This window comes from Streptomyces soli (assembly GCF_003999195.1).
Taxonomy (GTDB): Bacteria; Actinomycetota; Actinomycetes; order Streptomycetales; family Streptomycetaceae; genus Actinacidiphila; species Actinacidiphila soli.
Genome location: NZ_RJVR01000098.1, coordinates 1 through 26,838, shown reverse-complemented (window position 1 = coordinate 26,838; position 26,838 = coordinate 1). Strand labels below are relative to the sequence as shown.

22 protein-coding genes and 1 pseudogene are annotated in these 26,838 nt (G+C 71.4%); 16 read left to right on the top strand and 7 right to left on the bottom strand.

What is annotated here, in order from left to right; all coding sequences use genetic code 11:
• Positions 1 to 47 precede the first annotated feature (47 nt).
• Both EFK10_RS08125 and EFK10_RS08120 read right to left on the bottom strand, forming a co-directional pair.
• Positions 48 to 1,226: an LCP family protein gene (locus EFK10_RS08125; protein WP_127355063.1), complete on the bottom strand. Its 1,179-nt coding sequence runs from the start codon at positions 1,224 to 1,226 to the stop codon at positions 48 to 50.
• Positions 1,227 to 1,344: 118 nt separating this feature from the next.
• Positions 1,345 to 2,097: a TIGR03089 family protein gene (locus EFK10_RS08120; protein WP_127355062.1), complete on the bottom strand. Its 753-nt coding sequence runs from the start codon at positions 2,095 to 2,097 to the stop codon at positions 1,345 to 1,347.
• Between the two features lie 135 nt (positions 2,098 to 2,232).
• Between EFK10_RS08120 and EFK10_RS08115 the strand changes: the two genes are divergently transcribed.
• The 4 genes and pseudogenes from EFK10_RS08115 to EFK10_RS48495 form a co-directional block, all read left to right on the top strand.
• Complete coding sequence (locus EFK10_RS08115; protein ID WP_127355061.1) at positions 2,233 to 3,651, top strand: peptidoglycan recognition protein family protein; 1,419 nt, start codon at positions 2,233 to 2,235, stop codon at positions 3,649 to 3,651.
• A 119-nt stretch (positions 3,652 to 3,770) separates the two neighbouring features.
• Positions 3,771 to 4,853: a mannose-1-phosphate guanylyltransferase gene (manB, locus tag EFK10_RS08110; RefSeq protein ID WP_127355060.1), complete on the top strand. Its 1,083-nt coding sequence runs from the start codon at positions 3,771 to 3,773 to the stop codon at positions 4,851 to 4,853.
• Positions 4,854 to 4,966: 113 nt separating this feature from the next.
• Positions 4,967 to 5,932 carry a DNA-3-methyladenine glycosylase family protein gene (locus EFK10_RS08105; RefSeq protein WP_240677070.1) on the top strand — a complete coding sequence of 322 codons (966 nt, stop codon included), beginning with the start codon at positions 4,967 to 4,969 and terminating at the stop codon, positions 5,930 to 5,932.
• Positions 5,933 to 6,147: 215 nt separating this feature from the next.
• Positions 6,148 to 6,336, top strand: a pseudogene (locus tag EFK10_RS48495) (ATP-binding protein); the annotation flags it as partial.
• A gap of 157 nt (positions 6,337 to 6,493) precedes the next feature.
• Here EFK10_RS48495 and EFK10_RS08095 read toward each other — a convergent pair.
• From EFK10_RS08095 to EFK10_RS08085, 3 genes are read right to left on the bottom strand one after another with little or no spacing between them, the layout of a single operon-like run.
• A complete protein-coding gene (locus EFK10_RS08095) occupies positions 6,494 to 7,798 on the bottom strand; it encodes a coenzyme F420-0:L-glutamate ligase (RefSeq protein WP_127355059.1) in 1,305 nt (434 codons plus the stop codon).
• Positions 7,795 to 8,751: a 2-phospho-L-lactate transferase gene (gene cofD, locus EFK10_RS08090; protein WP_127355058.1), complete on the bottom strand. Its 957-nt coding sequence runs from the start codon at positions 8,749 to 8,751 to the stop codon at positions 7,795 to 7,797. The genes EFK10_RS08095 and cofD overlap by 4 nt, the downstream gene beginning before the upstream one ends.
• Before the next feature lie 13 nt (positions 8,752 to 8,764).
• The gene (locus tag EFK10_RS08085; RefSeq protein ID WP_127355057.1) at positions 8,765 to 9,271 is read right to left on the bottom strand and encodes a cysteine dioxygenase; all 507 of its coding nucleotides are present in this window, start codon (positions 9,269 to 9,271) and stop codon (positions 8,765 to 8,767) included.
• Between the two features lie 610 nt (positions 9,272 to 9,881).
• Between EFK10_RS08085 and EFK10_RS08080 the strand changes: the two genes are divergently transcribed.
• From EFK10_RS08080 to EFK10_RS08070, 3 genes are all read left to right on the top strand, one after another.
• Positions 9,882 to 10,151 carry a WhiB family transcriptional regulator gene (locus EFK10_RS08080; RefSeq protein WP_127355056.1) on the top strand — a complete coding sequence of 90 codons (270 nt, stop codon included), beginning with the start codon at positions 9,882 to 9,884 and terminating at the stop codon, positions 10,149 to 10,151.
• 121 nt (positions 10,152 to 10,272) lie between these two features.
• Positions 10,273 to 13,959 (top strand): glycosyltransferase family 2 protein, encoded by a 3,687-nt coding sequence (locus EFK10_RS08075; protein WP_127355055.1) that lies wholly within the window; start codon positions 10,273 to 10,275, stop codon positions 13,957 to 13,959.
• Positions 13,956 to 15,440, top strand: a complete 1,485-nt coding sequence (locus EFK10_RS08070) for a DUF5719 family protein (protein WP_127355054.1) — start codon at positions 13,956 to 13,958, stop codon at positions 15,438 to 15,440. The genes EFK10_RS08075 and EFK10_RS08070 overlap by 4 nt, the downstream gene beginning before the upstream one ends.
• 53 nt (positions 15,441 to 15,493) lie before the next feature.
• On the opposite strand, the gene EFK10_RS08065 is transcribed toward EFK10_RS08070, so the two are convergent.
• On the bottom strand, positions 15,494 to 15,958 hold the full coding sequence (locus EFK10_RS08065) for a metallopeptidase family protein (RefSeq protein WP_127355053.1): 465 nt from the start codon (positions 15,956 to 15,958) through the stop codon (positions 15,494 to 15,496).
• A 292-nt stretch (positions 15,959 to 16,250) separates the two neighbouring features.
• Here EFK10_RS08065 and EFK10_RS08060 point away from each other — a divergent pair, with 292 nt between their 5' ends.
• The 8 genes from EFK10_RS08060 (at position 16,251) to EFK10_RS08025 (ending at position 24,360) form a co-directional block, all read left to right on the top strand.
• Positions 16,251 to 16,673: a DUF3499 domain-containing protein gene (locus EFK10_RS08060; protein WP_127355052.1), complete on the top strand. Its 423-nt coding sequence runs from the start codon at positions 16,251 to 16,253 to the stop codon at positions 16,671 to 16,673.
• Between the two features lie 142 nt (positions 16,674 to 16,815).
• Entirely contained in the window at positions 16,816 to 18,177 is a 1,362-nt protein-coding gene (locus EFK10_RS08055; RefSeq protein ID WP_127355051.1) for a phosphomannomutase/phosphoglucomutase, read from the top strand.
• Positions 18,178 to 18,384: 207 nt separating this feature from the next.
• The gene (locus EFK10_RS08050; RefSeq protein WP_127355050.1) at positions 18,385 to 18,564 is read left to right on the top strand and encodes a Trm112 family protein; all 180 of its coding nucleotides are present in this window, start codon (positions 18,385 to 18,387) and stop codon (positions 18,562 to 18,564) included.
• Positions 18,565 to 18,604: 40 nt separating this feature from the next.
• On the top strand, positions 18,605 to 19,735 hold the full coding sequence (locus EFK10_RS08045) for an SIS domain-containing protein (RefSeq protein WP_127355049.1): 1,131 nt from the start codon (positions 18,605 to 18,607) through the stop codon (positions 19,733 to 19,735).
• Positions 19,736 to 19,740: 5 nt separating this feature from the next.
• A complete protein-coding gene (manA, locus tag EFK10_RS08040; protein ID WP_127355048.1) occupies positions 19,741 to 20,943 on the top strand; it encodes a mannose-6-phosphate isomerase, class I in 1,203 nt (400 codons plus the stop codon).
• 87 nt (positions 20,944 to 21,030) lie between these two features.
• On the top strand, positions 21,031 to 21,990 hold the full coding sequence (locus EFK10_RS08035; protein WP_127355047.1) for a cation diffusion facilitator family transporter: 960 nt from the start codon (positions 21,031 to 21,033) through the stop codon (positions 21,988 to 21,990).
• Between the two features lie 213 nt (positions 21,991 to 22,203).
• On the top strand, positions 22,204 to 23,655 hold the full coding sequence (ahcY, locus tag EFK10_RS08030) for an adenosylhomocysteinase (RefSeq protein WP_127355046.1): 1,452 nt from the start codon (positions 22,204 to 22,206) through the stop codon (positions 23,653 to 23,655).
• Between the two features lie 90 nt (positions 23,656 to 23,745).
• A complete protein-coding gene (locus tag EFK10_RS08025) occupies positions 23,746 to 24,360 on the top strand; it encodes a hypothetical protein (RefSeq protein WP_127355045.1) in 615 nt (204 codons plus the stop codon).
• A gap of 11 nt (positions 24,361 to 24,371) precedes the next feature.
• Here the strand turns inward: EFK10_RS08025 and EFK10_RS08020 are convergent, their stop codons facing one another.
• Positions 24,372 to 25,322 (bottom strand): RDD family protein, encoded by a 951-nt coding sequence (locus tag EFK10_RS08020; protein WP_127355044.1) that lies wholly within the window; start codon positions 25,320 to 25,322, stop codon positions 24,372 to 24,374.
• Positions 25,323 to 25,435: 113 nt separating this feature from the next.
• Between EFK10_RS08020 and EFK10_RS08015 the strand changes: the two genes are divergently transcribed.
• Positions 25,436 to 26,443, top strand: coding sequence for a stage II sporulation protein M (locus EFK10_RS08015; RefSeq protein WP_127355043.1), 1,008 nt, complete (start codon positions 25,436 to 25,438; stop codon positions 26,441 to 26,443).
• Positions 26,444 to 26,838 lie beyond the last annotated feature (395 nt).

The following is a 26,838-nucleotide window of genomic DNA, read 5'->3' as shown; positions in this document are numbered from 1 at the left end:
ACTAGCCTCACAGTTCAGCGTCCATGGACGCTCGTGACAAATTCCTCTCACTCACAACGGGACAAACTATCCCGATCGGCGGTCGTGCCACGGTATGTGGGAGTGATCGTCGCAGAAGGAGATGCCGAAGCCGTCGGAGCGGTTCCGCCCTTTTTGGCCGTGGTGACGGCGACCTTCCCGTCGTGACGCAGCGTCGTGAAAAGCCGGTCCGCCTCCGGCTGCACCAACTCGTCGCGGTTCGGATCCTGTACGTACGGCTTGCGTGGCACGGTGAGGAAGGCGACCTGGTCGGTCGGCGTCGTGCCCAGGCCGCGTACGAGGTCGTACAGCTCGCTCAGCGAGTCCAGCCCCGGGTCGGCGGTGAGCGACGAGGTCGCCGCGTCCAGGAGCGGGTAGAGCTTGACCGGGTTGAGCAGCACACCGGTGCTGGTGACCTTGCGTACCAGCGAGGCCAGGAACTCCTGCTGACGGTCCATCCGCTGGGTGTCGCTGCCGTCCCCGATGCCGTGCCGGGCGCGTACGTAGCCGAGCGCCTGCTCGCCGTGGAGCACCTGGCGGCCGGCCTTGAGGTCGAGGTGGGCGTCCTTGTCATGGACGGCCCGCGGGACGCAGATCTCGACGCCGTCCACCGCGTCCACCATCTTCTTGAAGCCGGTGAAGTCCACTATCAGGTGGTGATCCACGCGGATGCCGGTCAGATTCTCGACCGTACGGATCGTGCAGGCGGCGCCGCCGAATTCGAAGGCCCAGTTGAACTGGGCGAACTGCGCCGTGGTCGTACCGCCATGGGCCCGGTGGCAGGCCGGGATGTCGACCATCAGGTCGCGCGGGATGCTGACGGCGGTCACGCTGTCCCGACCGGCCGACAGGTGCAGCAGGATCGTGGTGTCCGAGCGCTGAGTGCCGCTGTCCCGGCCGTACTTGCCGTTGCCGCCACCGCGGTTGTCGGTGCCGATGAGCAGGATGTTCTCGGCCGAGGTGTTCGCAGCGGAGGTCGGCGCGGGGGCGGGGCGCTGGGACTGGACGCGCTTGAGCTCCTGGCTGGTGGTGGTGTCCGTGTGGATGTTGCCGTCGAGGTGCCGGTAGAGGTACCAGGCGGTTCCGGCGGCCACCAGCAGCGTGAAGGCCAGACAGAAGGCGGCGATCCGCAGCAGGCGTCGGTGCCGGCCGGCCGGCCGCCGCGGCGGCCCCGGTTCGGCCGTCGGCTGCTGCGCCGGCGCGGTCATGTCCTTACCCCGTGCACCCCGTGATCCCCATCCCTCATGCCTGTACAGACAGCCGATTCAGGCATCAGGTTGTGCGGTGCTGTGCGGTTTCGTCGGCAGGACGCGACGGGCGCGGCGGCTATTCCGCCATGTGGGTGACCCGTTCGCTCTCCCGCCGCTTGGCCAGGCCCTCGGGCGGAAGCCGGTCGAGGTGGCGGCACAGTACGACCGAGCCGTTGGCGGCCAGCGGTGCCAGCAGCCCGGCCGCCAGCCCCTCCCAGCTGTCGAACGGCAGCCCCGACAGCAGCCGCGAGCCCGCCGTCAGCCCCAGCGCGGCCGCCGAGGCGCGGGCCCGGTCGGTCACCTCGGCGCCGGTCAGCTCCTCGCCGCCGGGGAGTTCGAGCGCGGGCGCGTCCGGATCCACGGGGGCGTACGCGACGAAGCGGTCACCCTGTGACGGCACCTCGACCGCGTAGTCCGCGAAGCCCTGCGGCGACTGCGGAAAGCGGCCGCCGAGCGGGCGCAGCGCCAGCGCGATCCGCTCGCCGGAACAGGCGCGGGCGGCGTCCAGCGTGTCGGGACCGCTGACCACCAGGTCGGCGCCGGCCGGATCCCCGCCGGGGACGGCGACCACTCCGGTGGCGAAGCAGGCCTGCAGCCAGACGGCGGTCTGCCAATGCGCGGGGAGCAACAGTGCGAGCCGGTCACCCGGCTGGGCGCCCAGGTCGCCCTGGATGAGGTTGGCCGTCTTGGCCACCCAGTTGTCGAAGGTGGCCACGGACAGCTCGACGCGCTCGCCGGTGGCGTCGTCGTAGAAGGTGACCAGCGGGCGGGCGGGCTCCCCGAGCGCGTAATCCAGCAGGCCGGCGGGGGTACGGGCAGTCGATGTCACCGGCACAGGCTATCGGGGTCGGGTGCGGGTGGCTGGTCCGGGAGTGCCACGGCCCGGAACTGAGGGACTGCCAGAATCGACTGCCCGTCAGATCCCCGGCTGCGCATCCTTGCGGCTTATGTAACTGTTTTTCCTATGCGTGCCTTTCTTGCCTCTGCTGTCGGTGTCGCCTGCATCACCGCCCTGGCCGTCCCCTTCGTCCTCCCCGACGGCGACGCGACCGCCACCGCCCATCGCGCCTCCCCGGACTCCGCTCGTGTCGCGGTGGCCGGAAGTACCAGGACCCTGCCGCTGTCCCCGGCCGCCCGCTCGGCCGTCCGTGCCGTCGACGCCCCGCGCGTCAAGCCGTTCTCCCTGCTCGGCGTCACCTGGAACGACGCCACCGCCCAGATCCACGGCACCGTCCAGGTGCGCACCCGCTCCGTCCGCACCGGCCTCTGGTCGGACTGGAAGGACGTCGAGGCGCACACCGACGACACCCCGGACGCCGGCTCCCCCGAGGAGACCGCCCCCGGCGTACGCGGCGCCACCGCCCCCTTGTGGGTCGGTGACTCCGACGGCGTCCAGGTGCGCGTCAGCCCCACGGCCGGCCGGGGCCGATCGGCGGGCCCTCCGCTCCCGGCAGGGCTGCGCCTGGACATGGTCGACCCGGGTGACGACCCGGACGGTGGCTACGACAGCGGCAATGACGGCTACGACGAGGGCTTCAGCGGTTTCGGCGGCTATGGCGGTTTCGGCGGCTATGGCGGCTATGGCGGGTACGACGGGTACGACGGTCACGACTCCACCGACGGGGTCCCCGGCGACAGCCCGGCCGACGCCAACAACAACAAGAACAACAACGGCAACGACCAGCCCTTCGAGCAGAGCGACAACAGCCTCGCGGAACCCGCCGTCATCCCCCCGATCAGCAAGGAAGAGACCATTGCCGAGACCGGCCGGGGCCCCTACATCGGTGGCCGCCCCCGGATCATCACCCGGTCCGGCTGGGGCGCCGACGAGAGGCTCCGCGAGCACAAGTTCGTCTACACCAAGACGGTCAAGGTCGTCTTCGTCCACCACAGCGCCACCGGCAACGACTACAGCTGTGACGAATCCGACGCGGTCATCCGCAGCATCTACCGCTATCACGTGCGGAGCAGCCACTGGCGTGACATCGGCTACAACTTCCTCGTCGACAAGTGCGGAAACATCTACGAGGGGCGGGCCGGCGGGGTCACCAAGGCCGTTTTCGGCGCCCACACCCTCGGCTTCAACAGCAACAGCATGGGCGTCGCCGTGCTCGGCACGTACAGCAACGAGCGGCCCTCCGATGCCGCCGTGCGCGCCGTCTCCCAGCTCGCGGCTTGGAAACTCGGCCTCTTCGGACGGAACCCCGAGGGCACGGTGAGCCTCCTTTCTGGTGGCAGCAACAAGTACCGGAAGGGCATCAGGGTCAGTTTCCAGGTGATCTCGGGTCACCGCGACGGATTCCACACCGAGTGCCCGGGCGATCAGCTCTACGACGATCTCGGGGCCGCGCGCCGGTCGGCGGCGGGCCTTCAGGGGCGTTAGCAGGGCTGCGGCGAGGTTCGAGGGCCTTTGAGTGCGGTCGCTCCGGTGCTTACATCCGATCTGCATAAGATTGGGCGCCCGTCACACCAACGGCCCCGCCAGGAAGAGAGACAACGTAGGTGACTGAAGCGATCCTCCTGGTAGGCGGTAAAGGCACGCGGCTGCGGCCGCTGACGGTCAACACCCCCAAGCCGATGGTCCCCGCGGCCGGCGTGCCCTTCCTCACCCACCAGCTCGCACGGGCCCGGGCCGCGGGGGTCGAGCACATCGTCCTCGCCACGTCGTACCTCGCGGAGGTCTTCGAGCCGTACTTCGGCGACGGATCCTCCCTGGGCCTCCGCCTGGAGTACGTCACAGAGAACGAGCCCCTCGGCACCGGCGGCGCCATCCGCAACGTCGCCGACCGGCTCGAGTCCGGCCCCGGCGACCCGGTGCTCATCTTCAACGGCGACATCCTCACCGGCCTGGACATCGCCGGCCTCGTCGCCACGCACCGCTCGGCCGGCGCCGACGTCTCCCTGCATCTGACGCGGGTCGAGGACCCGCGCGCCTTCGGCCTCGTGCCGACCGACGCCGACGGCCGCGTCACCGCCTTCCTCGAAAAGCCCGAGAGCCCCGAGAACATCGTCACCGACCAGATCAACGCCGGTGCGTACGTCTTCAACCGGTCCGTCATCGACTCCATCCCCTCCGACCGCCCGGTCTCCGTCGAACGCGAGACCTTCCCCGGCCTCCTCGCCGACGGCGCCCACCTCCAGGGCATGGTCGACTCCACGTACTGGCTCGACCTCGGCACCCCCCAGGCCTTCGTACGCGGCTCCGCCGACCTGGTTCAGGGCCGCGCCCCCTCCCCGGTCGTCACCGGCCGCTGCGGCGACCAACTGGTCCTGGACGGCGCCTACGTCGCCGACGATGCCAAGCTCACCGGCGGCACGGCGGTCTCGGCCGGCGCGGTCATCGGCTCCGGCGCGATCGTCGACGGCAGCACGGTCCTCCAGGGCGCGGTCATCGAGTCCGGCGCTGTGATCTCCCACTCCCTCATCGGCGCGGGCGCGGTCATCGGCGCACGTACGGTCCTCGACGGCGCGGTCATCGGCGACGGCGCGAGGATCGGCGCCGACAACGAACTCCGGCACGGGGCACGGGTGTGGTGCGACGCGGTGATACCGGACGGGGCCGTGCGCTTCTCGTCGGATCAGTAGTTTCAGCTCGTCCGGCGTTCGAGGGAAGGGTCGGGGGCGGGGGCCCAGGGCCGTAGGCTCAGTCCGTGCACCCCGAGCAGCCCCGCCTCACCCTCCCCCATAGCCCTTCGGGCATGGGGGTACCCCCAGTCGCTTCGCTCGCCACCGCCGCGCGCGTGCCCGCGCCCCGGCGGGCCGGCCAGACCCGGTGCTGGACGCCGGACGGGCCGCTCGACCTGGGCCTGACGCTGGGCCCACTGCGCCGTGGCCCTGCCGACCCCGCCTTCCGGGTCACCCCGGACGGTGCCGTCTGGCGGGCCTCGCGCACCCCGGTCGGCCCCGGCACCGTACGCATCGCCGCCGCCTCGGGCCGCGTGGAGGCCGAGGCCTGGGGCCCCGGCGCCGACTGGCTCCTCGACGGCCTGCCCGCCCTGCTCGGCGCCGACGACGACCCCGGTGCCTTCGTCGCCCGGCACCGCGTCGTCCACGAGGCCCACCGCCGCAACCCCGGCCTGCGCCTCACCCGGACCCGCCTGGTCATGGAATCCCTGGTCCCCTCCATCCTCGAGCAGAAGGTCACCGCTGACGAGGCCTACCGCGCCTGGCGCCTCCTACTGCGCCGCCACGGCGAGCCCGCCCCTGGCCCCGTGGACCGTATGCACGTCCCCCCGGACCCGCGTGGCTGGGCCCTCATCCCCTCCTGGGAATGGCACCGCGCCGGCGTCGACAACAAGCGCGCCTCCACCGCCGTCCGCGCCGCCCGCGTCGCCCGCCGCCTCGAAGAGGCCGCCACCATGCCCCCCGCCGAGGCCTTCACCCGCCTCCAGCTCATCCCCGGCATCGGCCCCTGGACCGCCGCCGAAACCCTCCAGCGCACCAACGGCGACCCCGACGCCGTCACCGTCGGCGACCTCCACCTCCCCAACATCGTCGGCTTCGCCCTCAGCGGCGCCCACCGCTCCACCGACGCCGAAATGCTGGACCTCCTCATCCCCTACGCCGGCCAGCGCCACCGCGCCGCCCGCCTCATCCTCCTCAGCGGCCGCGTCCCCGAACGCCGTGGCCCGCGCATGACCCCGGGCAACATCGCGGCCCTCTGAGCTTTATCCGGATTTTGATAGTCTCAAGAGGGAGAGTCTTGTCCTTGGGTGTGTTTGTCTCGGAGATGCGATGGACGCGTTCATCGGGCGTGAGCGAGAGCTGGCGGCACTGAACCGGATGCTCGGCCGTATCGAATCCGGTGGGCGAGCGGGGCGTCCCGGTCGGGCGATGCTGATCCGGGGCAGGCGGCGGGTGGGGAAGTCGCGGCTGGGACGAATGGCCCAGGGGCGCCTCGGTGTTCGACTACCTCAGCGACGTCGTGGAGGACCCCACCTCCGCGCTGCTCCTCAGCGGCGAACGGGCTCTCGCGGCCGAATTCCCTGCCGAAGCACAGGCCCGGCAGGTTCTCGGTGCCATCGGATCAGGCGAGCGGACCCACACCCTCATCGGCCGTGAGGCCGGCTTCGATCTCGAAGGGCGCCATCACCTCCGCGACCGCCGCTTCCAGCCGGCCGGCCGCCCGAGCCGGTAGACACACCGTGATACTCATCCCCGCCATGGGGACATCAGATCACTCGTCGGCTGTCACTGACGAAGACGTTCCCGCTTCGGCACAGCGCTTACCGCACCGCGATGAAGTCCTCCGGGCCTCGCGCCGGCCGTTCCTTCGGCGGGGCGGCCGGGCGGCCGACGGCCACCGCGCCCATGGGGTCCCAGTCGCCGGACAGGCCGAGCACATCCCGCACGACATCCCGGCAGAACATGGTGGACGACACCCACGCCGACCCCAGTTGCTCACCGGCCAGGGCGACCAGCAGGTTCTGGACGCCCGCCCCCGCCGCGACGACGAACATCTCGCGCTCGGCCGCATTGCGGCGGGCGTCGGGGTAGGTGTGCGCGCCGTCGGCGACCAGGCAAGGGACGATCAGATATGGGGCACGGCGCAGCACATCCCCGCGCCGTACGCGCTTCGCGATCGAGGCTTCGGTGAAGCCGTCGGCGCGGAGGTCGGCGATCCAGGCGTCGCGCATGGCGTCGAGGAGGCGGACCCGGGCGGCTTCGGACTCGAGGAGTACGAACCGCCAGGGGGTGGTGTGGTGGGGCGCGGGAGCGGTGACGGCCAGGGCTACCGCACGGCGGACCGCGGCGCCGTCCACGGGCTCGTCGGTGAATTCGCGGACGGTACGGCGCAGGGAGACGGCCTCGCGCACGGCCTCTGAAGTGCCGAGCCGGAACATGTCGCTGACGGCGGGTCGGACGAGGGGCCGGGCGCCGGGGCCGTCGTCCGCGAGGACGAGGTGGCCGAGGCCACGGACGACGGCCACGGGCAGTCCGTTGGCCTTGCCCTTGACGAGGTCGCCGGCGGCGGCGAGTTCGTCGCCGATGGCGGTGACGGTGACGGCGAGTTCGTTGCCGTGGGAGTCGCGGGCACCGCGGAGGTCGTCGACCACGCGCAAGCCGGCGGCGCCGATGGCGACATCGGTGAGCCCCTCGCGCCAGGGCCGGCCGAACGTGTCGGTCACGATGACGCCGACGTCGACGCCCAGCGCGTCCCGCAGGCCGGCGCGGATGCCGCGAGCCGAGGCGTCGGGGTCCTCCGGGAGGAGCAGCACCGTCCCCGGCGCCGTGTTGGACGCGTCAACGCCGGCTGCCGCCATGACGAAGCCGTGCCGGGTCTCGACGATCCGGGTGGGGCCGCGTCGGGCGACGAGGCGGACCATCTCGGCGTCGATGGCGGCTTCGCGGTCGTCGGCGTGGACGATGCGGCCCTCGGCCTTGCTGACGATCTTCGAGGTGACGGCGAGGACGTCGCCGTCGGCCAGTTCGGGGGCGGCGGCGGCGATGAGCTTGGCCAGGTCGTCACCGGGACCGATCTCGGGCAGCCCGTGCACCGCCCAGGCGTTGTATGACGTGGAGGAAGTCACACCCGCACCTCCTCGGCCAGCGCCAGTGCGGCTCGGGCCATCTCGGCCGTGGCGTCGACGTCCGTCATCATCAGCGGCACCGCCCGGCACCGGATGCCCGCCGCCTCGACCTCGGGCACCACGCCCGCGTCGACCGTGTCGACCAGCCAGCCGTCCAGCAGCCCGGAGCCGTAGTGGGCCGCGACCGCCGCCGCCGTCGTCTCGACGCCGACCGCCGCAAGGACCTTGTCCGCCATGCCCCGCACCGGCGCGTCACCGACGATCGGCGAGAGCCCGACCACCGGAACGCCGGCCTCTGCGATGGCCTCACGTACCCCCGGCACGGCCAGGATCGTGCCGACCGACACCACCGGGTTCGACGGCGGGAAGAGGATCACATCCGCCGCCGCGATCGCCTCCAGCACACCCGGCGCGGGCTTCGCGCGCTCCGCGCCGACCGGCACCACCGCGTGCGCGTCGACCGATGCCCGCAGCCGCACCCAGTACTCCTGGAAGTGGACGGCCTTGCGCTCGCCGTCGACGTCGACCAGGACGTGGGTCTCGACCCGGTCGTCCGTCATCGGGATGAGCCGTACGCCCGGCTCCCAGCGCGCGCACAGCGCCTCGGTGACCGCGCTGAGCGGATAGCCCGCGCCGATCATCTGCGTACGGACGATGTGCGTGGCGAAGTCGCGGTCACCCAGGCCGAACCACTCGGGGCCGACTCCGTACGCCGCGAGTTCGTCCTTGACCGCGAAGGTCTCGTCGGCCCGGCCCCAGCCCTGCCCCTCGTGGATGCCGCCGCCGAGGGTGTACATCACGGTGTCGAGGTCGGGGCAGACCTTGAGGCCGAACAGGTGGATGTCGTCGCCGGTGTTGCCGATGACGGTGATGTCCGCCTCCGGCGCCGCTGCCTTGAGACCGCGCAGGAAGCGGGCGCCCCCGATGCCTCCGGCCAGAACCACGATTCGCATGGGGGTAAGTCTGTCAGCCCGCGACCTGCTCCTGAATCGCGGGAGCGGTGCAGGCGACGTACGGGGTCATCTCGGTCAGGCCGGGGAAGTAGATGTGCAGGCTGACGGCCGGCTCCAGCGAGTCGTTGGCAACCTCGTGGACGTATCCGGGCGCGAAGACCCGCTGGTCCGCTGCGCTCAGGGAGCGCTGGGTCTCCCCGTTCGCACCCAGCGCGCGCTCGCTCAGTTCACCTTCCAGCACCGTGAGCACCCCGGAGGAGCCGCCGTGGTCGTGCAGGCCGCTGCCCTGGCCGGGGACCCAGCTGAGCAGCCACACCTCGTAACCGGGGCCGGTCTCCAGGCGGGCGTACCAGCGGGTGGTGGCGTCGTACTGGACGAGCGGCGCCCAGCGGCTCCGGTCGGCGGCGATCGTACGGGCCAGGCCGGCGAAACCGGCGACGGTGACCGGGTGCCGGGGGACGGGCTGAAGGAGGTGAGGGACGGCGAGCGGGTCGCCGGCGATCTCTACGTCGCTGTTCATGCGGGCGGTCCTTGAGGATCCTGGAAGGAAGGAGCGTCGTCAGGAATACGGCTGTGCGGAGCGGGAAGAAGCTCAGCGGCAACAGCTGGAACAGCGACAGTGGGCTTCCACGGCGCAGCGGAACTCGGCGAGGCGAGTCCGGGCGGGCACGTGGGTCACTGGCATGCGACCAAGCAGACCGGGTCAAGGGTGCGGCTGTCAACTCGACCAGCACCCGGTGTCCGGCTTGTCGCGAATGATTCACCTGATCCGGCTATTCGGTGTGGTGAAAGGTTTGTGCGTAGACGTGTGCGGATATGCGGTGCTGCAACCGCACGGGTACGCAGGAACGTCTCCTCGGGAAACGTCGTTGTGCTTTTGTGATCACTCCGTGATCGCCCCTCCCTCGGGGACAGTTGTCGGGCGACGTCGCGCGGTTGACGTATGTGGTCCTTTGGGCTGATTTGAACACTTTCTGTCAGTGCTTGGTTCCGCAGGGTGAATAACGGGCCCAATAGCAGATCTCGGCTTGACTGGCCCGTATCGGCACACTTGTAATTTCACTCGTGTCGTTAAGCCGTTATCGGTAACGGCAACATCACGGGGACGCAAAAACAGACGAGGGGCGCGCATGACCGAGCTGTTCCAGCTGTTGCTGGCCGAGGAGGGCGAAGCCGACGAGGAGCTCGGGTGGCAGGAGCGCGCGCTGTGCGCGCAGACCGATCCCGAATCGTTCTTCCCCGAGAAGGGTGGCTCCACCCGCGAGGCCAAGAAGGTCTGTCTCGCCTGCGAAGTCCGCTCCGACTGCCTTGAGTACGCACTCAACAACGACGAGCGCTTCGGTATCTGGGGCGGCCTGTCAGAACGCGAGCGCCGCCGCCTGAAGAAGGGCGTCGTGTAAGTGCCGAGACAGTACGAGGGACGGTACGCGGAAGTCGGCTTACCGTGAGCCGTTAGTGTGGGGCCCCGACCGAGACGCCGCAGGCGTCCACCGCACCCAGCGAACCGGGGCCCGAACCTCGATGTCCGTGAACAGCACAGCCGGGGCCGCCGGGGCCCAATACCCCGCGCAGACACCCGAGTTTCCGCGCCATGTCGTCACCGCGGTGCTCGTCGCACACGACGGTGCCCGCTGGCTGCCGAACGCGCTGTCGGGCCTGCTCTCCCAGGACCGCCCGGTCCAGGACGTCATCGCCGCCGACACCGGCAGCGCCGACGACTCCGCCCGGCTGCTCGTCGAATCCCTCGGCGACAGCCGGGTCCTGCACCTCGCCCGCCGCAGCGGTTTCGGAGCCGCCGTCGACGAGGCCGCCCACGCCGCCGGTCCCGTACCGCCGGAGCAACTGCCCTACCTCCAGCGGCGCAGCGGCTGGGACCCGGTCAGCCGCAGCTGGAACGACGACGTCTACGACCAGCCCGAGCAGCCGCACGGCGAGCCCGTGCATTGGCTGTGGCTGCTCCACGACGACTGCGAGCCCGCCCCGGACGCCCTCGCCGAGTTGCTGCGCGTCGCCGATAACGCGCCCTCCGCCGCGATCATCGGCCCCAAGCTGCGCAGCTGGTACGACCGCCGCGCGCTCCTCGAAGTCGGCGTCTCCATCGCCCGCAGCGGCCGCCGCTGGACCGGCCTGGAGCGCAAGGAGCAGGACCAGGGCCAGCACGACCAGGTCCGCCAGGTGCTGTCGGTGTCCTCCGCCGGCATGCTGGTCCGCCGTGACGTCTGGGAAGAGCTCGGCGGCTTCGACCGCCGGCTGCCCCTCATGCGCGACGACGTCGACTTCTGCTGGCGTGCCCAGTCCGCCGGCCATACGGTCCTGATCGCGCCGGACGCCGTGCTGAGGCACGCCGAGGCCGCCTCCCGCGAACGCCGCCCCGTCGACTGCGCCGGGCGCTTCGCCGTCAACCCGCACCGGGTCGACAAGGCCGGCGCCGTCTACACCCTGCTGGCCAACACCCGTGGCCCGATACTGCCGTACGTCATGCTGCGGCTGGTCCTCGGCACGGTGCTGCGCACCCTCGCCTACCTCGTCGGCAAGGCGCCCGGCCAGGCCGTCGACGAGATCACCGGCCTGCTGTCGGTGCTGCTGCGGCCCGGCCGGATCCTGGGGGCCCGCAGGCGGCGCGGCAAGCCCGCCGTCGAACCGGCCGAGCTGCGCCAGTTCTTCCCGCCGCCCGGCGCGACGGTGCGGGCCACGGTTGAGCAGGTCGTCAGCAACATCTCCGGCCGCGCCGAGGCCAGCGCGTCCTCGGCCGGACGGCACGGCGGCGGGATCGAGTCCGGGCCCGGCGACGACGACGGCTCCGGCGACTATCTGGAGATCGAGCAGTTCGCGCTGCTGAAGAAGATCGCCCGCAAGCCCGGGCCGGTGCTCTTCGCCGTGCTGCTGCTGGTCTCGCTGATCGCCTGCCGGGGGCTGCTCGGTAGCGGCTCGCTGGCCGGCGGCGCCCTGCTGCCCGCGCCGGGCAGCGCCTCGGACCTGTGGGGCTCGTACCTGGGCGCCTGGCACGCGCTCGGCACCGGTTCCACGGCGGCGGCCCCGCCCTACATCGCCGTCGTCGCGGCTTTCGCGAGCCTGCTCTTCGGCAGCACCGCGGTCGCGCTGACCCTGCTGCTCGTCGCCTCGGTGCCGCTGGCCGGCCTGACCGCGTACTTCGCCTCCCGGCCGCTGGTCGAGTCCCGGCTGCTGCGGGCGTGGGCGGCGGTCGCGTACGCCTTCCTGCCCGCCGCCACCGGCGCGCTCGCGGGCGGCCGGCTGGGCACGGCGGTCCTGGCGATCCTGCTGCCGCTGATGGCCCGGGCCGCCGTGTCCGCCGCAGGGCTGCAGCTCACCGCCGACGCGGTCGACCGGGGCGCCCGCCCCGGCTGGCGCGCCACCTGGACCTTCGCGCTGCTGCTCGCGATCACCACCGCCTTCACGCCGATCACCTGGCTGATCGCGCTGGCCCTGTCGGTGACCGTGATCGTGCTGCGCGTTGTACGGGGCGAATCCCGGCTCGTCGTCCCGCACCTGCTGCGCACCGTGGCCCTGCTCGGCGCCCCGCTGCTGGTGCTGGCCCCGTGGTCGCTGACGCTGCTCGCGCACCCCTCGCGGTTCCTGACCGAGGCCGGGCTGCCGTTCGGCGCCAAGGCCGCCACCGGTGCCGATCTGCTGCTGCTCAGCCCCGGCGGGCCCAATGCGGCGGGCGGGGTGCTGCTCGTCGGACTGGTGCTGGCCGCGCTCGCCGCCCTGCTGCGCGCCGAACGACGGCTCGCGATCCTCACCGCCTGGGCCTGCGCCCTGGCCGGCCTGCTCTTCGCCGTCATCGAGAACGGCAGCGCCTGGGCCGGCCCGGGCACCCTGGTCTACGGCCTCGCGCTGCTGGCCGCCGCCGCGGTCGGCGCCGAGGGTGCCAACGAGCGCATCGCCGCCTCCGGCTTCGGCTGGCGGCAGCCGGTGGCCGCCCTGGTCGCCCTGGCCGCCGTCCTGGCCCCGCTGTACGCCGCCTTCGGCTGGATGGTCGGCGGCGCCGACGGTCCCGTGGAGCGCCGTGACTCCACCCAGGTCCCAGCCTTCGTGGCCGAGGAGAGCGCCACGAGCGACCAGCCTCGCACCCTCGTCCTCAACGGCACCCCCGCCAAGGTCTCGTACGCCCTCGTACGCGGCGCCGGCGCCCGCCTCGGCGACGCCGAACTCGCCGCGTCCGCCGGGGCCGACACCCGGCTCAGCAAGATCGTCGCCAACCTCGTCGCGGGCTCCGGCGCCGACCAGGCCGGCCAGCTCGGCGGCTACGCGGTCCGCTACGTCTTCGTACGCGGCAACGCCACCCGCTCCATGAGCCGCACCCTCGACAGCACCCCCGGTCTGTCCCGGCTCAGCCAGGCGGACGGCAGCGCGCTGTGGCGGGTCGACAACAACGTCTCGCGCATCACGATCGTCGATAAGGCGGGCGTCAGCACGGCGGTCGCCTCCGGCAAGGTCGAGGCCCACACCACCATCCCGGCCGGCACCGACGGCCGCGTCCTGCGCGTCGCCGACACCGCCGCCCCGGGCTGGACCGCGACCCTCGACGGCCGGACGCTCACCGCCACCACGGTCGACGGCTGGGCCCAGGGCTTCGAACTGCCCACGACGGGCGGCAAGTTGGATCTGACGTACGAGGACCCCTTCACCCACGTCCTGTGGCTGTGGATCCAGGGCTTCCTCGCGATCGTCCTGGTCGTCATGGCGCTGCCCGGGCGCCGCCGCGAGATCGACGACGACATCCCGGAGGCCGACGGCGTCCTCACCGCCGACATCCCCGAGCAGGCCACCGGCGACGGCCGCCGCGCCCGCCGCCTGCGCGCCGCCGCCGAGGCCGAGGGCGGCGACCCCGCCGCCGAAGAGCCCGAGGCACCACCCGTGGAGCCGGTGTACGAGCCCGCCGCCGACCCGTACGCGGCCGTACCGCAGCAGCAGGACCCGTACGGCCAGCAGTGGAACGACTACCAGGACGGCTACCAGTACGCGGCCGCCGACCCGACCACGTACCAGCAGGGCGACTACCAGCAGGACGGCTACGTCGACCCCTACGGCTACGGCCAGCAGGGCTACGACCCGTACACCCAACAGCCTCAGCAGCCCCAGCACCAGCCCGAGCAGCACTACCAGCAGCAGCCGTACGACCCGGCCTACGACCCGGCGACGTACGACGCGGACGGCTACCGCCGTGACGGGAGCGACCAGCAGTGAACCGCAGCACCCTGTCCCTGTTCGGCGTCACGGCAGCCCTCGCCGCCGTCACCGGCGTGGCGGTGCTCACCGGCGCCGGGGCCCCGGCGCCCGCGCCCGACGCCAAGGCTGCGTCGCTGCCGGTCGAGCGGTCCGCGCTGACCTGCCCGTCGCCGTCCGGCTCCGACTTCGCGACGACGACGTACACGTCCTTCACGCCCATCGGGAAGACCACGACGTCGACCACCGGCGCGGGCAGCGCGAAGCTCGTCCCGGTCGCCGGCGCATCGGGCAAGGCCAAGTCCATGGCCGTCGGCCCCCTGAGCACCCCCGGCAAGCCCGCGACCGGCTCCGCCAACACCGCCGACGCCCCCGCGCTCCTCGGCACCGCCGACGGCAAGCTGGCCCCCGGCTGGACGGTGCAGCAGACCACCGTCATCGACACCGGGCCCGACCGCGGCGTCCTCGGCGCCGCCTGCACCCAGCCCGACAGCGAGTTCTGGTTCCCCGGCACCAGCACCGCCGCCGACCGCTCGGACTACGTACACCTCACCAACCCCGACGACACCGCGGCCGTCGTCGACCTGGAGCTGTACGGCAACAACGGCGCCCTCACCACCGCGACCGGCAACGGCATCACCGTCCCGCCGAAGTCCACCGTCTCCGTCCTGCTCTCCACCCTCACCACGACCAAGGCCGAGGACCTCACCCTCCACGTCACCGCCCGCACCGGCCGCGTCGGCGCCAGCGTCCTCGCCTCCACCGCCAAGGCCGGCGGCGACTGGCTCCCCGCAGCCGCCGACCCCGCCGCCAGCGTTGTGCTGCCCGGCATCCCGGCCGACGCCACCGACGTACGCCTGGTCGCCTACGCCACGGGTCAGGACGACGCCGACCTCAAGGTCAGGCTGCTCTCCGCCAGCGGCGCCATCACCCCCGCCGGTCGCGAGACCCTGCACGTCAAGAGCGGTATGACCGCCTCCGCCGACCTCGCCGACCTGACCAAGGGCGAGACCGGCTCCCTGGTCCTGACCCCGTCCGACCCGAAAGCCGCCGCCCCCGTCGTCGCGGCGCTGCGCATCACGCGGGGCAAGGGCGCCAACCAGGAGACCGCGTTCATCCCGGCCACGTCCGCGATCACCGACCGCGCCACCGCCGCCGACAACCGGGCCAAGGGCTCCACACTCTCCCTCACCGCCCCCGCAGCCGGCGCCACCGTCAAGATCACCAGCTCGGCCGGTACCGGCGGCGGCACCCCCGTCACCAAGACCGTCACCGTCAAGGCGGGCACCACCACCGCCCTCACCCCGGCCACCCCCACCGGTGCCAAGGGCCAGTACGCGGTCACCGTCGAACACGTCTCCGGCGGGCCCGTCTACGGCTCCCGCATGCTGGCGCTGCCGCTGAACGGCATCCCGATGTTCACCATCCAGCCCCTGCCCGACGACCGGGGCCTGGTCGCGGTGCCGGACGCGGAGGCGAACCTCTCAATCCTGAACAACTGAGACGGCCGCCCCCCACTGGTCGGGGCGGAGCGCGGTTTTCGGACCGGTCCTAGCTAGTCCTCCCCGTACCGCGGATCCACGTTCTCCGGCGACAGCCCGAGCAGCTCGGCCACCTGCTCCACGACCACCTCGTGAACGAGCAGCGCCCGCTCCTCACGGCTCTTGGCCCGGATCTCCACCGGCCGCCGGTAGACCACGATCCGGTTCGGCGAGCCCTTCCGCGCGTTCATGAGCTTGCCCAGCGGCACGCTGTCGTCCGAGATCTCACCCCCCGCCGCGGCCTCGGCGGCGGCGTCCAGCGGCCACGGCACCTCCTGCACTGCGAACTCCACATCCGCGAGCTGCGGCCACCGCCGCTCCAGGCGGTCCGCCGCGTCCCGTACGAGATCGTCGAACGCATCCGCGCGGCTCAGCGCGAGCGGCACCTGCGGGGGCGCGATCGGGCCGCGCATGCCGCGTCCATGGCGGTCGCGTCGGCGCTGCCGGCGTGCGGGCGGAGGAAGTGCGGGGGTGTCCATCACCTCAGAGCGTATCCGTCCCGGCGCCCACCCATGCCGTGCCGCACGTCCTGTCAGCACATCGACTGTGATGTCACGGAACGCCCGGTCCGTGACCGGTCGCGTACGGATGGCTTCCTCCTCCTGACCACCGCTCCGACCGCAAATGACAGCATTTGAACCCTTCGGTCACGACCGCCTCCGGTACCCCACCCTGCACCGCGTCCGGCGGTATCCGGTCCCTCCTGGTCAGGCCGCTCAACCACAGGTCAGACGATCCCGGCGAACCGGGACGACACGACGGAGTGAGGTCGTGCAGAGTCGTCGCGGCCCGCTCAAGAGTGCGGTACCGTCCAACGTCGTGAGCCTTGTACGTCGCTGTTCGCGCACCGCGTGTGGCCGTCCCGCCGTCGCGACGCTGACGTACGTCTACGCGGACTCCACGGCCGTTCTCGGCCCCCTCGCGACCTACGCCGAGCCCCACTGCTACGACCTCTGCTCCGAGCACTCCAACCGCCTCACCGCCCCGCGCGGCTGGGAGGTCGTACGCCTCGCCACGGACTCGGGCCCGCCCCGCCCCAGCAGCGACGACCTCGAGGCGCTCGCCAACGCCGTCCGTGAGGCAGCCCGCCCCCCGGCCCGGCCGGACACCTCGGGGCAGGGCGGCCGGGACGCCGACCCGATGGCGAGCGCGCGCCGGGGACATCTGCGGGTCCTGCGCTCGCCGGAATCCTGAACCGGATCTTGAACCCGGAATCCTGAGCCCGATCCTGAGAAGTGCTGGGGACCCTCATCCGTCGTTCAATGGACGGCGGGTAGGTTGACCGTCAGACGGTATACGTAGTCAGACCCAGTCATGATTCAGAGTGGAGCACGCCGTGACCGACCTCTCCCAGATCGTGAAGGCGTACGACGTCCGGGGAGTCGTCCCGGATCAGTTGAACGAGTCGCTCGCCGAGCTCTTCGGCGCCGCCTTCGCCACCGTGACCGAAGCCGAGGCCATCGTCGTCGGCCACGACATGCGGCCCTCGTCCCCGGGCCTCTCGCGGGCCTTCGCGCGCGGCGCGGCCTCGCGCGGTGCGCAGGTGACAGAGATCGGGCTGTGCTCAACGGACGAGCTGTACTTCGCGAGCGGCAAGTTCGACCAGCCCGGCGCCATGTTCACCGCCAGCCACAACCCGGCGCAGTACAACGGCATCAAGATGTGCCGTAAGGGTGCCTCCCCGGTTGGCCAGGACACCGGGCTCGCGGACATCCGCGCCCTCGTCGAGCAGTGGCGGGACGCCGGCGGCCTCCCGGAGACCTCGGCCGCCCCCGGCGAGATCGTGCAGCGGGACGTCCTCGCCGACTACGCCGCCTACCTGCGCAACCTCGTCGACCTGAGCTCGATCCGGCCACTCAAAGTCGTCGTCGACGCCGGCAACGGCATGGGTGGCCACACCGTGCCCACCGTCTTCGACGGCCTGCCGATCGATCTCGTACCGATGTACTTCGAGCTCGACGGCACCTTCCCCAACCACGAGGCCAACCCCCTCGACCCCAAGAACATCGTCGACCTCCAGGCCAAGGTCCGCGAGACCGGCGCCGACATCGGCCTCGCCTTCGACGGCGACGCCGACCGCTGCTTCGTCGTCGACGAGCGCGGCGAGCCCGTGTCGCCCTCGGCCATCACCGCCCTGGTCGCCGCTCGTGAGCTGGCCAAGCACCCCGGCTCCGTCGTCATCCACAACCTGATCACCTCCTGGTCCGTCCCGGAGGTCGTCAAGGAGCACGGGGGCACGCCGGTCCGCACCCGCGTCGGCCACTCCTTCATCAAGCAGGAGATGGCCCGCACCGGCGCCGTCTTCGGCGGTGAGCACTCCGCCCACTACTACTTCCGCGACTTCTGGAACGCCGACACCGGCATGCTCGCAGCCCTCCACGTCCTCGCCGCCCTCGGCGGCCAGGACGGCACCCTCTCCGCCCTCGTCGCCGAATACGATCGCTATGCCGCCTCCGGCGAGATCAACAGCACCGTCGACGACCAGGCCGCCCGCGCCGCCGCCGTCAAGGAGGCCTTCGCCTCCCGCGACGACGTCCAGATCGACGAGCTCGACGGCCTCACCGTCACCTCCACCGACTGGTGGTTCAACCTCCGCCCCTCCAACACCGAACCCCTCCTCCGCCTCAACGTCGAAGCCCGCGACGCCGACACCGTCGCCCGCATCCGCGACGAGGTCCTGGCAATCATCAGGGGCTGACCACGTCAGCCCGTCCGCCCGGGAAAGCCAGCCGTCCGGCGTTTGAGGACCGGACCCGCTGGGGGCAGCGCCCCCAGCGGGTCCGGGCGGAGCCCGGTTCGGAAGGACCGGGGTGGGGGAGAGACCCACTCGCCGGGGAAGCCCGCCCCGCCCCCCAGCGATAGGCTCGTACCGCCGTACGTATCTCCACGCGAAGGACGCGACACCATGCCGCTCGTCGAAGCCAGCCTCCTGGTAATCCTCGCCTGCCCGGCGTGCCACGCCCCCCTCCGCGAGGACGCCGCCGCGAGCGAGCTCACCTGCACCGCCCAGGACTGCGGCCTCGCCTACCCCGTACGCGACGACATCCCCGTCCTCCTCATCGACGAGGCCCGCCGCCCGGCCTGAGCCCCAAGCCGTCAACCCCGGACCGGAGGACAGGATCAGGATGCTGGACGAGTCGCTGCTGGACGACCCCGACGCCCTAGCCCGTGTGGACACCCGCGGCCTCCTCCTGGGGGTCGCGGCTGCCGGTGCGCGGGTCCGCACGGCCGCCCGCCTCGCGGACGAGGCCGGGATCGGCGCCCTGCGACCGGACGGCCGCCCGCGCACCGTCCTCGTCGCCGGCCCCGGCCCCTCCGCGCCCTCCGCCGTGGCGGAGCTGCTCGAAGCCCTGGGCGCCGGCAGCTGCCCGGTCATCGCGCTGCATCCCAGCGGCCCCGCCGCGTACGACCTGCGCTGGACCCTCCCCGGCTGGGCCGGCCCGCTCGACCTCCTGCTCGTCGCCAGCCCGGCCGGTACCGAGGCGGGCCTCGCCGACCTCATCGAGCAGGCGTACCGCCGGGGCTGCACCCCCGCCGGCGTCGTCCCGGCGAAGTCCCCGATCTCCGAGGCCCTGGAGCAGGCACGCGGCATCACCATCCCGTACGCCAGGCCCCCCGCCCCGGACGAGCCGAGTACCCCCACCGAGGACCCGGGCTCCTTCTGGGCGCTGCTCACGCCCCTCCTCATGCTCACCGACCGGATCGGCCTCCTCCACGCCCCGCCCGAGGCGATCGAGGCCGTCGCCGATCGGCTGGACGAGGTCGCCGCGAAGTGCGGCCCCGCCATCGCGACGTACAGCAATCCGGCCAAGACCCTTGCCGCGGAACTGGCGGACTCCCTGCCGGTCCTGTGGAGCGAGGGCGACATCGCCGCGCTCGCAGCCCGGCGCCTCGCAGCTCTGATCACCGCGCGCGCCGGCCGCCCCGCGATCACCGCCGAGCTCCCGGAGGCGCTGACCGCGCACGAGGCCCTGCTCGCCGGGGCCCTCGCCGGATCCCTCGACCCGGACGACTTCTTCCGCGACCGCGTCGAGGACCCGCAGGGACTGCGGCTGCGCCTGGTGGTGCTCGAGCAGCCGGACGCGCACGCGGCCAGCGCCGCACCCGCCGCCCGCGAGCTGGCGATGACCCACGAGACCCCGCTCAGCGAGCTCGCCCCGGCTGAGGGCAGCGCCCTGGAAGCCGCCGCGGACCTCCTCGCCGTCACGGATTTCGCCGCTGTTTACCTGGCGCTCACCTCCGACGGGAGATCATGAGCCTCATGTACCGCCTGACGAACACCGTGCGCCCCTATGCCTGGGGATCGACCACCGCCATCCCCGAGCTGCTGGGCGCCGAACCGACCGGTGAGCCGCAGGCCGAAATATGGATGGGCGCCCACCCCGGCTCGCCCTCCCGCATCACGCGCGACGGCCTGCAGGTCCCGCTCAACGAGGTCATCGACGCCGACCCGGCCGCCGCCCTCGGCGCCGGCACCGCCGACCGCTTCGGTCCCCGCCTGCCCTTCCTCCTCAAGGTGCTGGCCGCCGGCGCCCCGCTCTCCCTCCAGGTCCACCCCGACCTCGTGCAGGCCAAGGCCGGCTTCGCCGACGAAGAGGCGCGCGGCATTCCCATCGATGCGGCGTACCGCAACTACAAGGACGCCAACCACAAGCCCGAGATGATCGTCGCCCTCGTGCCCTTCGACGGGCTCTGCGGCTTCCGCCGGCCCACCGAGGCGGCGGACCTCATCGAGGCCCTCGGCGTCGACTCCCTCAAGCCCTACGTCGACATCCTCCGCGCCCGCCCCGAGGACGCCGCGCTCCGCGAGACCCTCGCCGCCGTCCTCACCGCCGACCCGGAGTCGATGGCCGCCAGTGTCACCGAAGCTGTCGAGGCCGCCACGCGCCTGGCAACCGCCCCGGGTCCGTACGCCGACTCCTATGCGGCTTACGTCTCCATCGCCCAGAGCTACCCGGGCGACCCTGGCGTCATCGCCGCCATGCTGCTCAACTACGTACGCCTCCAGCCCGGCGAAGCCCTCTATCTCGGCGCCGGCATCCCGCACGCCTACCTCAACGGCCTCGGCGTCGAGATCATGGCCAACTCCGACAATGTGCTGCGCTGCGGCCTCACCCCCAAGCATGTGGACGTCCCCGCGCTCCTGCGTATCGTGCGCTTCGAGTCGGGCGACCCGGGCATCCTGCGTCCTTCGGCCTCCCCCGAGGGCGAAGAGCTCTACGACACCCCGATCGACGAGTTCCGCCTCTCGCGCTACGCCCTCACCCCCGGCGACACCCCCCGTGTCCTCAACGACCGCACCCCGCAGATCCTGCTCTGCACCCAAGGCTCCGCCCTCCTCCGCTCCACCACCGACGGCACCGAACTCACGCTCCCGCGCGGCGGTTCCGCCTTCGTCCCGGCCGGCGAGCGGGTCGAAGTGGCCGGCGAAGGCACCCTGTTCCGCGCCACTGTGGTGGCCTGACGCGCCGCTCCGAACCGGGCCTGCAAGAATGACCGCTCGCAAAGGCTGAGCAAAGGCCCGGGCCGGAGGAAGGGACATACCGCACATATGAGCGCGTCAGGCGGAACCAAGGCGATCGTCGCCGCACTGGGAGCCAACCTCGCCATCGCGGCGGCCAAGTTCGTGGCTTTCGCCTTCAGCGGTTCGTCATCGATGCTCGCGGAAGGCGTGCACTCGGTCGCCGACTCCGGTAACCAGGCGCTCCTCCTCCTCGGCGGCAAGAAGGCCACCAAGGCCGCCGACGAGGAGCATCCCTTCGGCTATGGCCGTGAGCGCTACATCTTCGGATTCCTCGTCTCCATCGTGCTTTTCACCATCGGTGGCGTCTTCGCCCTGTACGAGGGCGTCGAGAAGATCCGTACGCCGCATGAGATCGACCACTGGTACTGGCCTGTCGGCGTCCTCCTCTTCGCCGTCATCGCCGAGGGCTTCTCCTTCCGTACCGCCATCCGCGAATCGAACGAGCTGCGCGGCAAGCAGAGTTGGGCCTCCTTCATCCGCACCGCCAAGGCCCCCGAACTCCCCGTCGTCCTCCTGGAGGACTTCGGCGCCCTCATCGGCCTGGTCCTGGCACTCGCCGGCGTCGTCATCGCACTCGCCACCGGCGACGGCATCTGGGACGGCATCGGCACCCTCTGCATCGGCGTCCTGCTCGTCGTCATCGCGCTGGTGCTCGCCTCCGAGACCAAGTCACTGCTCCTCGGCGAAGCCGCCGGCCCCGAAGCCCTGGCCAAGATCCGCGCCGCCGCGGTCGACGGCGACACCGTCACCGACGTCATCCACATGCGCACCCTCCACCTCGGCCCCGACGAACTGCTCGTCGCCGCCAAGATCGCCGTCCAGCACGACGACACCGCCGCCGAGGTCGCCCGTGCCATCGACGCCGCCGAAGCCCGCATCCGCGAGGCCGTCCCGATCGCCCGCGTCATCTACCTCGAACCCGACGTCTACAGCGAGGCCTCCGCAGCGGCCGGCGCCAACCCCGCCGCGACCCCCGGCGGCCGATAACTGCCGTGGCCTTCGGCCGATCGGTGTAGATTCGTACATGGCCAGACGTCGCTGCTGATGGCGGTCGGGCGGTGCGGACAACGCGCCGTCCGAGGGAGAGAGGGCCTCCGACGGGCTGAGCTGTGGCCCCGGGACAGCTATGTCCGCATTCTTCCGGACGGCCACAGCCGACAAGTCGATGCCCGCTCTCACCCCCTCACGCGAGGAGACTGCATGTCCTCCGTCAACAACGACTTCAAGGTCGCGGACCTCTCCCTGGCGGCCTTCGGCCGCAAGGAGATCACCCTGGCCGAGCACGAGATGCCCGGCCTGATGGCGATCCGCGAGGAGTACGCCGCCACTCAGCCGCTCGCCGGCGCCCGTGTCACCGGGTCGCTGCACATGACTGTGCAGACGGCCGTCCTCATCGAGACCCTCGTGGCCCTCGGCGCCCAGGTCCGCTGGGCCTCCTGCAACATCTTCTCCACCCAGGACCACGCCGCCGCCGCCATCGCGGTCGGCCCCCACGGCACCCCGGACAGCCCGCAGGGCGTCCCGGTCTTCGCCTGGAAGGGGGAGACCCTGGAGGAGTACTGGTGGTGCACCGAGCAGGCCCTCACCTGGTCCGACTCGACCACCGGCGGCCCCAACATGATCCTGGACGACGGCGGCGACGCCACCCTCCTGGTCCACAAGGGCGTCGAGTTCGAGAAGGCCGGCGCGGCCCCGGACCCGTCCACCGCGGATAGCGAGGAATACGCCTACATCCTCACCCTCCTCAACCGCACCCTCGGCGAGAACCCGCAGAAGTGGACCCATCTCTCCTCCGAGATCCGCGGCGTCACCGAGGAGACCACCACCGGTGTCCACCGCCTCTACGAGATGATGCGCGACGGCACGCTGCTCTTCCCCGCGATCAACGTCAATGACGCGGTGACCAAGTCGAAGTTCGACAACAAGTACGGCTGCCGCCACTCCCTCATCGACGGCATCAACCGCGCCACCGACGTCCTCATCGGCGGCAAGGTCGCGGTCGTCTGCGGCTACGGCGACGTCGGCAAGGGCTGCGCCGAGTCGCTGCGCGGCCAGGGCGCCCGCGTCATCGTCACCGAGATCGACCCGATCAACGCGCTCCAGGCGGCCATGGACGGCTACCAGGTCACCACGCTGCAGGACGTCGTCGAGACCGCCGACATCTTCGTCACCACCACCGGCAACAAGGACATCATCCTGGCCGAGGACATGGCCAAGATGAAGCACCAGGCCATCGTCGGCAACATCGGCCACTTCGACAACGAGATCGACATGGCCGGCCTCGCCAAGATCCCCGGCATCGTCAAGGACGAGGTCAAGCCCCAGGTCCACACCTGGACCTTCCCCGACGGCAAGGTCCTCATCGTGCTGTCCGAAGGCCGCCTGCTGAACCTCGGCAACGCCACCGGCCACCCGTCCTTCGTGATGTCCAACTCCTTCTCGGACCAGACACTGGCCCAGATCGAGCTGTTCACCAAGCAGGCCGAGTACCCGACCGGCGTCTACGTCCTTCCCAAGCACCTGGACGAGAAGGTCGCCCGCCTCCACCTCGACGCGCTGGGCGTCAAGCTCACCACGCTCCGCCCGGAACAGGCCGCCTACATCGGCGTCCCGGTCGAAGGCCCGTACAAGCCCGACCACTACCGCTACTGACCCCAGCAGCAGTAACCACCGGTCCCACCACGCAGGCCCCCGCCCCAGGCGGGGGCCTGCGCCATACCCCCGTCCCCGTAAGGTCGACCCATGCCCCGCGGCCGCTACTCGCTCCACGACACGCACGACCACACCCCCCTTGGTGAAGAACACTTCCACTGCGCCATCGGCCCTTCCGGCTGGCGCTACACCGCACAGACCACCCATCCCGACGGCACCTACGCAGGCTCCGTCGACCTCACCATCGACGACCTCGGCCGCCCCATCCGCCTCGAACTCCACGCCGCGAGCTGGCAGGTCCGCGGCGCCGCCATCGACGGCGTCACCTGGGTACGCACCGACCCCACCGGCGAACACGCCCAGGAAGGCAACGCCGCCGCCCACGCCTTCAGCGGCGCATCGCCCGCGTTCTACATCGCGACCGGCCGACTGCTACGCCTCGAACCCGGCGCCCCCGCCACCCGCGTACGTCTCGTCGCATTCGAACCCCCCGTTCTCGCGCCCCGCACCCTTGACCAGGCCTGGGCCTTGATCAGAAGAGAAGCACACCCCACTGACAACGGTCCCCTGACAGTGGAGGAATACCAGGTCAGCGCCCTGGACACCGGCGAGCAGCACACCGTTCACATCGCCGGCGACATCGTCCTGTCAGCCCCCGGCATCGAACTCGAGGCCCTCGAATCGCCCCCCTCCGCCTTCGCCTGACCGAGGCCTGATCAGGCGGGCGGCGCGAACCCCGTGGACGGCGCGGCCGCGGGCGCGGACGCCGGCGCCGACAGGGGTCCAGGCGGAGGCGTCGGTGCGGGCGCAGATGCCGGGGGAGACATCGGCGCGGGTGCGGGCGGCGGCGCAGGTACCGGGTACGGCCCCGCCACTCCCCACTGAGGCTGCTGTGGTGTGGGCGGCAGCTGCTGCGGCAAGGTACCGAAAGCCTTCCGCGCGTCCCGTGCCTGCCGTTCCGCCACCACCGCGGCCAAGAACGCCGCTGGCGGAGTCCCCTCCGGCACCAGCGCTCCCGTACACGCCGTCACGTCATCCGCCAGCCGCTGCGCCATCGCCCAGCCCACCTGCGGGTCCAACTGCCGCATCCGCGACAGATACTGCCGGACCGCCAGCCACAGCCCGTCGGGCACCGCCGACAGATCCACCCCGGAGACCTGCGCGGCCAGCCACGGCGGCGGCGGGGGCATCAACTGCACCTGCTGGGCCGGTATCCGTTCCCGTACGACCAGGGTCCCCGCGAACACATCACCCAGCCGCCGCCCGCGCGCCGACACCAGCGAAGCGATGCAGGCGACGACCCCCAGCGTCATCTGGATCTCCACCACGCCCACCGCACCCCGCACCAGCGCATGACGGAACCGGATCGGGCCCCCGTCGTCCCGCACCACCCGCAGCCCGCAGGCCAGCTTCCCCAGCGACCGCCCGCGCGTCAGCGTCTCCACAGCGATCGGCACCCCGATCAGGATCAGCAGCAACGCCGCCACCGACACCGCCGCGACAGCGGCACCGTCCAGCGAGGCCGTTGCCGCCAGCAGCCCGATCGACAGGATGAGATACGCCCCCCAATACACGACGATGTCCAGCATCATCGCCAGCGCACGGCTCGGCAGCCTCGCCGGCTGTACGTCCAGCGCCACCGCCTCGCCCGTCACCAGTTCGCTCACTCGCGACCCCTCCTCCATGCCGTCCCCCGAACCCCGGTCCGACAAGTCTGCCCCGTCTGCCAAGCTGGGACCGCCCCGGCAGCACAGTCCTCATCCGCGAGGAGCGGCAGTCCATGGACCTCGATGTCTTCGTCGCAGCCCACCGATACGAGTGGGACAGGCTCGAAGCCCTGCTCCGCCGCCGTAACCGGCTCACCGGTGAGGAAGCCGACGAACTCGTCGTCCTCTACCAACGCACCGCCACCCACCTCTCCCGCGTCCAGTCCAGCGCCCCCGACCCCGCCCTGGTGGGCCGCCTCACCACCCTCGTCGCCCGCGCCCGCAGCGCCGTCACCGGCGCCCGTACGCCCGGCTGGCGCGACGCCCTCCACTTCTTCACCAGCGCCTTCCCAGCCGCCGTCTACCGGTCGCGCCACTGGTGGGTGCCCACCGCCCTGATCTCCATCGCCGTCGGCGCCCTCATCGGCTGGTGGATCGCCCGTAACCCCCACGTCCAGTCGGCCATCGCCTCCCCGGACTATCTGCGCGAGCTCACCCGCCCAGGTGGCGAATACGAGGCGTACTACTCCAGCCACCCCGCCGCGTCCTTCGCCGCCGAGGTCTGGACGAACAACGCCATGGCCACCGGCATCTGCCTCGTCTTCGGTGTCTTCCTCGGCCTCCCCGTCCTCTACGTCCTGGCCACCAACATGCTCAACCTCGGCGTTGGCATCGGCCTCATGGGCTCCGCCGGCCGTCTCGACACCTTCCTCGGCCTGATCCTCCCGCACGGCCTCCTCGAACTCACCGCCGTCTTCATCGCCGCCGGCACCGGCCTCCGCCTCGGCTGGACCGTTATCGACCCTGGCCCCCGCCCCCGCCGCACCGCCCTCGCCGAAGAAGGCCGCTCCGCCATCGGCATGGCCCTCGGCCTCACCGCCGTCCTCTTCGTCTCCGGCGCCCTCGAAGCCTTCGTCACCCCCTCCGGCCTCCCCACGTGGGCTCGCATCGGCATCGGCGTCATCGTCGAGCTGCTCTTCCTCGCGTACGTCTACGTCATCGGCCGCCGCGCCGCCCTCGCTGGCGAGACCGGCGACCTCGAGTCCTCCGACCGCAGCGACGCCCTCCCCACGGCTGCCTGACCGAGGCTCCTCCGACGATGTGCATTTTGGGCCTGTGACCTGCTAATCTCCTCTTCGCCCCAGGAAACCCGTTGACACGGGTGGAGCGGGGAGGTAGATTTGAACGGTTGCCCCGGACTAGACAAGTTCGGGGCCGGCGGCTAGAATCTAGCCCCCTTCCAAAAAATCGATCGCCCTTCTCATTCCGAGTGAATTCTCCGGATGGAACTGCGTGTCGTCATTTCGTGGAAGACCTCCGAATTCGGATCGGACAAGCGAAAGCCGATTAGGTCGGCCCGAGCGGCTCTGATAGAGTCTGGAGAAGCGGGAAAGCTGAAAGGCAGAAACGCTAAAGCAGAATCCTATCAGCGGGAATCGGAGCCGAAAGGGTCTGATAAGCTGGAGACACGAAGGGT

Bases quoted from the DNA above. Each gene is read 5' to 3' on its own strand.
- EFK10_RS08125 (WP_127355063.1), bottom strand. From the start codon at position 1,226: ATGACCGCGCCGGCGCAGCAGCCGACGGCCGAACCGGGGCCGCCGCGG.
- EFK10_RS08115 (WP_127355061.1), top strand. From the start codon at position 2,233: ATGCGTGCCTTTCTTGCCTCTGCTGTCGGTGTCGCCTGCATCACCGCC.
- EFK10_RS08105 (WP_240677070.1), top strand. From the start codon at position 4,967: ATGGGGGTACCCCCAGTCGCTTCGCTCGCCACCGCCGCGCGCGTGCCC.
- cofD (WP_127355058.1), bottom strand. From the start codon at position 8,751: ATGCGAATCGTGGTTCTGGCCGGAGGCATCGGGGGCGCCCGCTTCCTG.
- EFK10_RS08085 (WP_127355057.1), bottom strand. From the start codon at position 9,271: ATGAACAGCGACGTAGAGATCGCCGGCGACCCGCTCGCCGTCCCTCAC.
- EFK10_RS08080 (WP_127355056.1), top strand. From the start codon at position 9,882: ATGACCGAGCTGTTCCAGCTGTTGCTGGCCGAGGAGGGCGAAGCCGAC.
- EFK10_RS08075 (WP_127355055.1), top strand. From the start codon at position 10,273: ATGTCCGTGAACAGCACAGCCGGGGCCGCCGGGGCCCAATACCCCGCG.
- EFK10_RS08065 (WP_127355053.1), bottom strand. From the start codon at position 15,958: ATGGACACCCCCGCACTTCCTCCGCCCGCACGCCGGCAGCGCCGACGC.
- EFK10_RS08050 (WP_127355050.1), top strand. From the start codon at position 18,385: ATGCCGCTCGTCGAAGCCAGCCTCCTGGTAATCCTCGCCTGCCCGGCG.
- EFK10_RS08045 (WP_127355049.1), top strand. From the start codon at position 18,605: ATGCTGGACGAGTCGCTGCTGGACGACCCCGACGCCCTAGCCCGTGTG.
- manA (WP_127355048.1), top strand. From the start codon at position 19,741: ATGTACCGCCTGACGAACACCGTGCGCCCCTATGCCTGGGGATCGACC.
- EFK10_RS08035 (WP_127355047.1), top strand. From the start codon at position 21,031: ATGAGCGCGTCAGGCGGAACCAAGGCGATCGTCGCCGCACTGGGAGCC.
- ahcY (WP_127355046.1), top strand. From the start codon at position 22,204: ATGTCCTCCGTCAACAACGACTTCAAGGTCGCGGACCTCTCCCTGGCG.
- EFK10_RS08025 (WP_127355045.1), top strand. From the start codon at position 23,746: ATGCCCCGCGGCCGCTACTCGCTCCACGACACGCACGACCACACCCCC.
- EFK10_RS08015 (WP_127355043.1), top strand. From the start codon at position 25,436: ATGGACCTCGATGTCTTCGTCGCAGCCCACCGATACGAGTGGGACAGG.